We start from the raw sequence: 10,121 nt of genomic DNA, 5'->3' as shown, positions 1-10,121 counted from the left end.
GGGCCCGGGGGCGGCTGTCCACCGGTCGGCCGGCCCGGCCCGGCCACGGCAGTCGGGGACGCTAGCGGCTCGTGAACGGCCGCGCCAGGGTATGGGAGCGCTTCCGGACTTTCCGCTGTCGGCCGTCTTGACGTCTTGCTGGAGTGGTTCCACGCTCAGTGGGAGCGCTCCCAAGCGTGTCGTGGAAGCTCCGCGTCGTCCGGTCACCGGCCCCCACCTCGCCGGTGCCACCGGGCCCCCACCGCTGGAAGGAACGAGCCGTGAACCGTCACATCCGCACGTCGGACGCCTCGCCGCCACCGCCGTCGCCCGGGCCCCGCCCGAACCGCTCGCCCCGCCGGACCCGCGCGCTCTTCGGCGTCGCCACCGCCGCCGCGCTCGCCGCCGGCATGCTGGCGGTGCCCGCCGTCGGCGCGGAGTCAGGAACCGCGCCGGGCGGGGAGGAGGGGCCCGAACTTATCGTCAACGGCGACTTCGCCGACGGCACCGATGCGTGGTGGTGGACCCCGAACGCCGAAGGCGCCGTCTTGGACGGCCGGTTGTGCGTGGACATCCCCGGGGGCACCATCAACCCGTGGGACGCCATCATCGGCCAGGCGGACATCGAACTGGAGGAGGGCGAGAGCTACGCCCTTCGCTACACGGCGAGTTCCACCGCCCCGACCGTCTCCCGCGCCAACGTGATGCTGGCCGAGGAGCCCTACACCAAGGAGATCTCCACCACCGACGCGGTCTCCACCGCGCCGGTCTCCTTCGAGCATGTCTTCACCGCGGGCGCCGACTACGACGCCGCCCAGTTCTCCATCGAACTCGGCGGCTCGCCCAACCCGTTCACCTTCTGCCTGGACGAGGTGTCGCTGCGCGGTGGCGCGGTGCCGCCGGTCTACGAGCCGGACACCGGCTCCCCGGTCCGGGTCAACCAGGTCGGCTATCTGACCCACGGGCCCAAGAGCGGCACCGTCGTCACCGACGCCCCGGCGTCGCTGCCCTGGACGCTGCACGACGCGGACGGTACCGAGACGGCGTCGGGGGAGACCGAGCCGTTCGGAACGGACCCGACCTCCGGCCAGAACGTGCACCGCTTCGCCTTCGACGACGTCGACCGGGAGGGCGAGGGCTACACGGTCACCATCGACGGCGAGACCAGCGAACCGTTCGCCATCGGGGACGACCTCTACTCCGGACTGCGCGGCGACGCGCTCGCGTACTACTACCACAACCGCAGCGGCATCGAGATAGACGCCGATCTCGTCGGCGAGGAGTACGCCCGCCCGGCCGGGCACCTCAACATCGCGCCCAACCAGGGCGACTTCGACGTGCCCTGCCAGCCGGGGGTATGCGACTACCGGCTGGACGCGCCGGGTGGCTGGTACGACGCCGGTGACCACGGCAAGTACGTCGTCAACGGCGGCATCTCCGTCGCCCAGCTGATGGGCACCTACGAGCGCACGCTGTGGGCCGAGGCCGCCGACGGCGTGGCACTGGGCGACGGCTCGCTGAGCGTGCCGGAACAGGGCAACGGAGTGCCCGACATCCTCGACGAGGCGCGCTGGCAGCTGGAGTTCCTCTTCGCCATGCAGGTGCCGCAGGGCGAGGAACTGGCGGGCATGGCCCATCACAAGCTGCACGACGCCAACTGGACCGGGTTGCCGCTGCTGCCGCACCGCGACGCCGAACGCCGCGAGCTGCACCCGCCGTCCACCGCCGCCACCCTCAACCTCGCCGCGGCCGGCGCGCAGGCCGCCCGCCTCTTCGAGCCGTACGACGCCGAGTTCGCCGCCGAGGCCGTGGCGACCGCCGTCACCGCCTACCAGGCCGCGCTCACCCATCCCGACCTCTTCGCCGACCCGAACGACGCCCAGGGCGGCGGCGCCTACAGCGACGACGACGTCAGCGACGAGTTCTACTGGGCCGCCGCCGAACTCTTCGCCACCACCGGCGAGGACCACTACCGGCAGGACGTCTGGAACTCCCCGCTGCACGGCGACACCGACCTGGTCTTCCCGCGCGGCGGCCTCGCCTGGGCGGCCACCGCCGGCCTCGGCGCGATCACCCTGGCCACCGTCGACACCGAACTCACCCCGGCCCAGCGGGCGGAGATCACCGAGACCCTGCTGGAGGCGGCCGACGGCTACGCCGCGGACTCCGAAACCGAGGCGTACGGCGTGCCGTTCGCCCAGCAGTACGTCTGGGGCTCCAACTCGCAGGTCCTCAACAACATGGTCGTCCTCGGCATCGCCCACGACCTCACCGGCGAGGGCCGCTACAGCACCGCCGTGCTCCGCGGTCTCGACTACGTCCTGGGACGCAACCCGCTCAACCAGTCCTACGTCACCGGCTACGGCGAGCGGGACTCCCGCAACCAGCACCACCGCCACTGGGCCAAGCAGCTCAACCCCAGCCTGCCCAACCCGGCCCCCGGCTCCGTCGCGGGCGGTCCCAACGAGGAACTGCAGGACCCGATCGCCGCCGACCTGCTGGAGGGCTGCGCCCCGGCGATGTGCTACATCGACCACATCGAGTCCTACGCCACCAACGAGATCACCATCAACTGGAACGCCCCACTGGCCTGGGTCGCCTCCTTCGCCGACGACCTCGGCGACGGCGCCTGACCCCTCCGGCCGCCGGTGTCACGCCGCCCGTGAGCGGAGCGACACCGGCGGCCGGCCCCGGCTCCGGCCTCTGCCCCGGCCCGGGGAGCAGGAGGCGCGGTTCGCCGTCGTGCCCCGCCGGACGTGCGGGGCACGGCGGCCCTTCCTATCCTGGAGGGCGACTCGGGGCGGTTCCCTCGCAGGGAGGACGCACGATGACTGCGACGATCGAGGACCCGGCGGTGGCTGCTTTCGTGAAGGCGGTCAACTCCGGCAACCGCGAGGCGTTCTTCGCCGCGCTGACGGACGACGCGACCATGGCCGACGACGGCACGGAGCGTGATCTGACCGCGTGGGCGGACCGGGAGATCTTCGGCGCCAAGGGGCACCTGGAGGTCGAGGAGGTCACGGACGGTGGCCGGAACCTCACCGCCACGTACTCCAACTCGGTGTGGGGAGGGCTGCGTACCCGCTGGACGTTCTCGGTCACCGACGGTCGCGTCAGCCGCTTCGTGACCGGCCAGTCCGCGTGACCGCAGCTGCGTGACCGGAGCTGCGCGACACGGCCGCCGGCAGGGCGGCGTCCGGGGTCCGGCCGGCCCCGAACGGATCACCGGTCACGAGGAACTCGCGCCCACCCTGCTGCGCGTCGGGACCCACAAGCCGTCGCGCTGCGACGTCACAGCGTTCCGTGTCAAGGACGGGGGAGTTCCGGCACTACACGCCCGGGACGATCGACCCGGCCACCGGCGCGGCGACGGTCCTCGTCCACCGCCACCACCACGCCGACGCCCCCGGCCTGCGACTGGTCGAGTCGCTGAAGCCGGGCGCTCCGCTGACCTGGTGCGGTATCGCTTCGGCCCGCGGCTTCCGCTGGACGGAGCCCGCCGCCGCCCTCGCCGTCGGCGACGCCGGCACCCTCGGACTGATGGTCGCCCTCACCGACCGCGCACGGGAGGACGGCGCCCGGCTGCTCGCCGTCGTCGAGGTCGACGGCCCCGCCCGTGACGCCGCCCGCGACCTCCTGCCGGACGCCGACTGCCACCCCCGCCCCGCGCGCTCCGGGCGTGAGGCCCGGGCATCATGGCAACCGGCCGAGGTCCGGCGGTGCGGAAGGGCGGTAACGGTGACGATGAACGGGCACAAGGAAGGGCACGGGCGGCAGGACGGCCCCGGCGGCGGGACGGCGCGCGAGGTGCCGACCCGGCTGCGCCAGGCCGGCCACCGCGTCGGCAGGCTCACACCCGGCCCGCACAACGCGATCACCGATGTCCCCGGTGTCCTCGTCGGCCACACCACACTGCGCGACGACGCGGCCGGCCTGTACTCCGGGGTCACCGCCATCGTCCCCGAGGGCCTCGGGCAGTGGCCGACGCTGCCCGCCGCTCTCCATGTCGCCAACGGCTACGGCAAGTTCGTCGGAGCGACCCAGCTCGCCGAACTCGGCGAACTGGAGACTCCGGTGCTGCTCACCTCCACGCTCTCCGCCTTCCGGGCCGCCGACGCGCTGCTGACCTGGGTCCTGGACAGGGCCGAGACGCCGCCGACCTCGGTGAATCCGGTGGTCGGCGAGATCAACGACTCCTGGCTGTCCGCCCGTCGGCCCCGGCCACTGACCGAGGCCCACGTACTGGCGGCGCTGGACTCCGCCGCGGCCGGGCCGGTCACGCAGGGGAGCGTCGGCGGCGGTACCGGGGCGTGCGCGCTGGGTTTCAAGGGCGGCATCGGCACCGCTTCCCGGCTGGTCGGTCCGATCAACACCCCTACCGAAGCGAACTGTTCGGCCGAGGACGGACCCGCGGCGCGCCCGGTCACGGTGGGTGCGCTGGTACAGGCGAACATGGGCGGCGAACTCCGGGTGGGCGAGCGCACGGTGACCCCGGAGAGCGCGGGCGTCCCGCGTGCGGGCCAACGCACCGAGAACGGCTCCTGTGTGGTCGTCCTGGCCCTCGACTTCCCGTGCCCGCCGCACCAGTTGACCCGGATCGCGGCGCGCGGCGCGCTGGCGCTCGGCCGGGTCGGGGCCAACTACAGCCACGGCAGCGGCGACTACGGTCTCGCCTTCTCGGCGACCGGCTCGCACGCCCCGCGCACCCTGTCGCCCGCCGAGTTGGACGCGGTGTTCGAGGGCGTGCGGGAGTCGGTGGAGGAGGCCGTCATCGACGCACTCCTCACGGCCGGGACCGTCCGCACGCCCGGCGGCCGTGCGGCGCACGGGCTGCCGCTGTCCGCCGTGATCCCTTGACCGGGCCCCATGTCCACGCCCACGCCCACGCCCACAACCACAACCACAACCACGTCCGCGCCCGGGCCGGACCTGCCGTGCCGGTGGGGTTTCACCGCCAGTGACACGGGCCAGACTCCCGGTGTCGCGCGGGGGCGGAACGGGTGAAGGGGGACGTACGTGGCACGCGGCCGGGGACGGAAACGGGGACGCTCATCGGCACGGCGGCGCGCCGCGCTGCGCCGCCGCGTGGCGGGCGCCGGGGCGCTCGCCCTGTTCGCGCTCTTCGTCCTGTACGGAACGGACTTCGTGCCCTATCTGCTGGTGGCTCTGCTGCTCGCCGGAGCCGTGACCGGGGGAGTGCTGCTGCGCCGCGCGCACCGGGTCCGCAGCGCGGCCGACCGCGACTGGCGCAAGGAGGAGGCCCGTTCACGTGCCCTGCGCGAGGTCGGCCGGTCCGATGTGGACGGCCTGACCGGGACCGAGTTCGAGCATCTCACCGCGGATCTCTGCCGTCGTGACGGCTGCCGGGACGTCCGCCGCGTCGGCGGTGCCCGGGACAACGGCGTCGATGTCACCGGGCGGCTGCCCGACGGCCGCAGCTTCGTCGTGCAGTGCAAGCGGTACGCGCCCGCCTACACCGTCTCCAGCGGCGCGGTCCGCGAGTTGATCGGCGCGCGGGCCTACGCCTCCGCGGAGGTCGCGATCTTCGTGACCACGGCGAAGTTCAGCCGTGACGCCCGCCGCACCGCGCTGGACAGCCGGATCGTGCTCGTTCCCCGCGACCTGCTCGGCCACTGGCTCGGTGGCGCCCGCCTCACCGACCTCGCCGAACTGGGCGACGCCGGCCAGGGCGACATCCGCCACCAGCGCCGGTGGCGGCAGACCTACGGCGACCGCCGCACCCGTGGCTGAGCGGCGGAACCGCGTTACCCGGTCACGAACTGGGTGAGGATCGCCTGTACTTCGTAGATGTCGACGCTCTTGGTGAAGGTCTTCGCCACCGGGACCGGGTTGCTGGAGATCCAGATCTTCAGCTCGCCGTCCATGTCGAACGTTCCGGCGGTCTCCACTGCGAAGTGCGTGATGCTCCTGTAGGGGATCGAGTGGTACTCCACCTTCTTGCCGGTGATCCCCTGCTTGTCCACCAGGATCAGCCGCCGGTCCGTGAACAGCATGGTGTCGCGCACCAGCAGGTACGCCGCGTGCACCCGCTCCCCCTGGCCGAACAGCCGCGCGTACTCCTGCTGCGCCGCTGCCGGGTCGACCGTGTGCGCGTTCCCGAAGATCCCCATCGCTGGCCCCCTGTGTGCTCGTTGATCAGCCGATCTCCGCACAGTAATCCGACATGACCGCCACCGACAGCCCTTCCGCTGCCGACCGCCGCGCAGCGGCGATGTCTCACCCCCGCCGCCCGGCCGGGGTGGCGCGGCGGACGGTGCCCGCCACGCCACCCCGGCGCGATGTGTGCCGAAGCGAAGAGCCGTGCGGCTCAGCCGCTCACGTTGATGTTGGAGTTGCCGCTGCTCTGGTAGCCCTCGGTCGCCATGATCATGTAGTAGCTGAAGTTGCCCAGGCCCATGCCGGCCCGGGACCAGGCGTCGAAGTGGTTGCCGGTGGTCACGGTGCCGCCGGTGCGCCGCGACTGCCGCACGCTCCAGTACTGCGGGAACGTCCGGGTGCCCTCGACCGACGGCGCGTTGTAGCGCATGGTGCGGTAGATGTCGTACGTGCCGCCGTCGCTGTTGACGGTGCCGCGGTACTCGCCGGTGGGGCGGTAGGTTCCCCAGTTGTCGACGACGTAGTACTCCACCAGCGGGTTCGACGTCCAGCCGTAGAGGGTGAGGTAGCCGTTGCCCGACGGGTTGAAGCTGCCGGAGTAGTGCACGTTCCGCCGCCCGCCGTTGCGCCACCCCTTGCCGCAGACGAAGTTGCCGGTGTTGCGCCACTGGGTGCTGTAGTTGCCGCCCGAGCCCATGGTCATCGAGACCGAGCCACCGCCGTCGGTCCAGAACGAGTAGTAGAACCCGTTGTGGGTCCCCTCCCCGTTCTGGGTGATGGTCTGCAGGGCTCCGACGTCGGCGCGGGCGACGCCGGTCGTCAGTGCCGAGGACGAGGCCAGCGCGAGGGCGCCGGCGCCGCCGATGAAGAACCTGCGGCTGAGCGGGCGAGCGGGGGAGACTTCCCTGTCCATGCTTCCTCCTGGTGAAGGCCGGCGCGAGGCCGGGCAGCGCGATGGGACACGTCGGACCCGGAGCTGTGGCCGAGGAGGACCGTCCGCACGCGTCGACGTCCACCGACGCGGCGTGTCCTGACCGGTCGTGGTGCGGCCCGAGACCGGAGAACCGGGTCACACGGATGACCCGGATCGACGGAGGGTGACCGCCCGTCGACGCCATGACCATCCTGCGACTCCGCCGGGGTGTCAAGCTGTTCCGCAAGATTCCCGGAAGGCTGAGGCGGTGGTGTGAGGGGTGCTGCGGTTGAACTTTGCAGTTCAACCCTGTGAGACACGCTTCCGGTCATTCTCGGTTCGGGGAATCCGGCGCGATCGTGCCCCATGGTGTTGCCATTCTCTCCGGTAATGTTCCGGAAGGGATGGCGGTTCGCGCCAGGACGAGCGAGTGACCCGCCGCAGCTGGTCGCCTCTGCCGAAAGGGAGAGGGCGGCTCACCCTCAGGTCCCGTCTCCGAGGGCCCCGCCACCCCGACAATTGACCCATGGCCCTCACCTCCCGCAGCTTCCTCACCGCACCCGGCGAAGCAGGCCGGGGCCGCTGGCGCGCCCTCGCGGAGGTCGTCGGCGGGGCGCTGCTGATGCTGATGAGCGCGATGGCGCTGGAGAGCATGAACACGGTGGCGCTCGGGCCGGTGGTCCAGATCGTCCTCGGTGTCGCCGCGCTGGCCCTGTTCGTCGTCCGCCGCCGCACCCCCGCCACCAGCCTGCTCGGCATCTCGGCGCTGATGAGCCTGCTGACCGCCGCCGGGCTGCTCGGAGCCGGACTGCTCGCCGCGGTGACCGCCTACACCACCGCCAAGCTGATGGTGCCGTCGCGACGGCGGGTCTTCGTGCTGCTGGGCTCCGTCGGACTGGTCACGGTGCTCCCGGCGCTGACGACGCCGCTGTTCGGCGGGGGCAGTTCTTCCTACGGGCTCGCCCTCGGATTCGTCCTCGCCGCGACCGCGCTGGTCGTGCCGGGCCTGGTGGGCGTCACCCACGGCCAGCAGGCCCGGCTGATGTCGGCGCTGGGGGACCGCGCCGCCGCCGCGGAGGAGGCGCGCCGGCTCGCCGACAGCGAGTCGCGCATCCACGAGCGGTCCCGGATCGCGGCCGAGATGCACGACCTCGTCGGCCACCGCCTGAGCCTGATCTCGCTGCACGCCGGCGGCCTGGAGATGGCGTTGCAGAAGGAGTCGCCCGAACTGCGCGACGAGGCCGTCCTGGTGCGCCGCGCCACCGGTGAGGCGATGCGCGAGCTCCGCGAAGTCCTCGGCGTGCTGGGCCCGTTGGGGCGCGATACCGGGTCGGACGCCCTGACCGACGCCACCGGTACCCGGCCCGACATCGAGGCACTCGCGGAGGAGTCCCGCCGGGTCGGCATCCCGGTGGAGCTGACCTGGGACGGACCCGATCTCGACGGCCGGCCCGCCCAGGTGCGGCGCGCCGTGCACCGCGTCGTCCGCGAGGCGCTCACCAACGTGCACCGGTACGCCGCCGGGGCGCACGTCACCGTCGCCGTCACCCACACCGGTGACCGGGTGGTTCTGCTGGTCCGCAACGGGCTTCCCCCCGCGCCGCCGCCCGCGGCGACCGGACTCGGCACCGGCCGCGGCCTCACCGGGCTGCGGGAACGGGTGGCGCTGCTCGGCGGCACCCTGGAGGCGGGGCCGACTCCGGCGGGCGGCTTCGCGGTGAGTGCGGACATGCCGGGGGAGCCCGACCCCGAGGCCGTGCTGGCCGCGACCGACTCCGGCCACGACCTGCCGGCCTACGAACCGCACGGCAACGCCGGCTTCGCCCGGTTCCAGCGACGGGCCGCGGGCGCGGCGACCGGGCTGCTCGGCCTCGCGGGAGTGGGCGTGATGATGACCTTCGGCGTCCTGCTCGTCGACGAGGCGAGGCCCGGCGCGGCGTACTCGGGGGCCGAGCAGCCCCGGATCGGGATGTCCCGCGCGGAGGTCAGGGAAGCGGTCTGGGGGGACAGCCCTCTGGTGCGCGCGGCGGCGCACGGCTGGGAGCCGCCCCACCCGCCGTCCGTGACCAGCTGCATCTACCCGATGGCGTCGGCCTACGAGGTCCGGCACGAGCCGCCCGACGCCGTGCCGCCGGCCGCGCCGGACTCCGCCACGTCGTCCTGGCTGCTGAGCCCGCTGGAGGCGCGCGAGACCGACGAGTACCGCATCACCCGCTACTGTTTCCGCGGTGACACGCTGGCCGTGATCGACCGTTTCACGGTGCCGACGGTGTCGCGGACACCACCGCGGGAGGCCCCATGACCGAATCGCCCACGTCGGACCGGCGCCCGATCCGGGTGCTCCTCGCGGACGACGAGGAGATGATCCGGCACGGCGTCCGGCTGATCCTGCGCCACGCGGAGGGCATCGAGGTCGTCGGCGAGGCGGTGAACGGCGAGGACGCCGTGCGGGTCGCCGCCGAGACCCGGCCGGACGTGGCCCTGGTCGACGTCCGGATGCCGGTGCTCGACGGACTCGCCGCCGTCGAGCGGCTCGTCGCCCTCGAACCGCGGCCACAGGTCGTCATGCTCACCACGTTCGGCGACGAGGAGAACGTGACCCGCGCGCTCCGCTCGGGCGCCACCGGCTTCCTCCTCAAGGACGACGGCCCGCAGGAGCTCATCAGCGCGGTCCGGGCGGCCGCCGCGGGCGACGCCGTCCTCTCGCCCGGTGTCACGGGCACCGTCATCACGAGGATGCTGCGCGGCGGAGGCGGCGCCTCCCCGCCCGGTGCGGGCCGGGGGACCGACCCGGAGGAGGAGCACGGTCCCGCGCGCCGCGTGGAATCGCTGACGCACCGGGAACGCGATGTGCTCGTCCTGCTGGGACACGGCCTGGCCAACATGGAGATCGGCCGCCGGCTGGGCATCGGCGCGGGCACGGTCAAGAGCCATGTCAGTGCCATCCTGGACAAGACCGGCTCGGACAGCCGCGTGCAGGCGGCGGTGCTGGCGTACCAGGCGGGTCTGGTGAGCTGACGGGGCGGTGACGTGGGGGCGGTGACGTGACGCGCCGCTGACCTGACGCGCCGCTGACCTGACGGTGAGGGGGACGGCACCCGCCCCGCCCTCT

Annotated in this window: 8 protein-coding genes; 6 read left to right on the top strand and 2 right to left on the bottom strand. The window is 72.9% G+C overall.

The window, feature by feature from the left end:
• Nucleotides 1-389 precede the first annotated feature (389 nt).
• The 4 genes from E0D90_RS19175 (at nt 390) to E0D90_RS19160 (ending at nt 5,730) form a co-directional block, all read left to right on the top strand.
• Nucleotides 390-2,612 carry a glycoside hydrolase family 9 protein gene (locus E0D90_RS19175; protein ID WP_130799401.1) on the top strand — a complete coding sequence of 741 codons (2,223 nt, stop codon included), beginning with the start codon at nt 390-392 and terminating at the stop codon, nt 2,610-2,612.
• A gap of 194 nt (nt 2,613-2,806) precedes the next feature.
• Nucleotides 2,807-3,124 carry a hypothetical protein gene (locus E0D90_RS19170; protein WP_103501648.1) on the top strand — a complete coding sequence of 106 codons (318 nt, stop codon included), beginning with the start codon at nt 2,807-2,809 and terminating at the stop codon, nt 3,122-3,124.
• 599 nt (nt 3,125-3,723) lie between these two features.
• Nucleotides 3,724-4,836 carry a P1 family peptidase gene (locus E0D90_RS19165; RefSeq protein WP_130799400.1) on the top strand — a complete coding sequence of 371 codons (1,113 nt, stop codon included), beginning with the start codon at nt 3,724-3,726 and terminating at the stop codon, nt 4,834-4,836.
• 159 nt (nt 4,837-4,995) lie between these two features.
• Nucleotides 4,996-5,730 (top strand): restriction endonuclease, encoded by a 735-nt coding sequence (locus E0D90_RS19160; RefSeq protein WP_170215006.1) that lies wholly within the window; start codon nt 4,996-4,998, stop codon nt 5,728-5,730.
• A gap of 14 nt (nt 5,731-5,744) precedes the next feature.
• Here the strand turns inward: E0D90_RS19160 and E0D90_RS19155 are convergent, their stop codons facing one another.
• Nucleotides 5,745-6,110, bottom strand: a complete 366-nt coding sequence (locus tag E0D90_RS19155; RefSeq protein ID WP_103501651.1) for a PH domain-containing protein — start codon at nt 6,108-6,110, stop codon at nt 5,745-5,747.
• Nucleotides 6,111-6,307: 197 nt separating this feature from the next.
• A complete protein-coding gene (gene xynA / locus E0D90_RS19150; protein ID WP_130799399.1) occupies nt 6,308-7,009 on the bottom strand; it encodes an endo-1,4-beta-xylanase XynA in 702 nt (233 codons plus the stop codon).
• Nucleotides 7,010-7,535: 526 nt separating this feature from the next.
• On the opposite strand from xynA, the gene E0D90_RS19145 reads away from it, so the two are divergent.
• Nucleotides 7,536-9,311 carry a sensor histidine kinase gene (locus E0D90_RS19145; RefSeq protein WP_130799398.1) on the top strand — a complete coding sequence of 592 codons (1,776 nt, stop codon included), beginning with the start codon at nt 7,536-7,538 and terminating at the stop codon, nt 9,309-9,311.
• Nucleotides 9,308-10,027 (top strand): response regulator, encoded by a 720-nt coding sequence (locus E0D90_RS19140; protein WP_130799397.1) that lies wholly within the window; start codon nt 9,308-9,310, stop codon nt 10,025-10,027. Before E0D90_RS19145 ends, E0D90_RS19140 begins: the two co-directional genes overlap by 4 nt.
• Nucleotides 10,028-10,121: the final 94 nt, after the last annotated feature.

Source organism: Streptomyces otsuchiensis, assembly GCF_004305975.1.
GTDB lineage: Bacteria > Actinomycetota > Actinomycetes > Streptomycetales > Streptomycetaceae > Streptomyces > Streptomyces otsuchiensis.
Note: the sequence above shows the minus strand (reverse complement) of the source record. Positions and strands in the feature narration are given on the sequence as shown.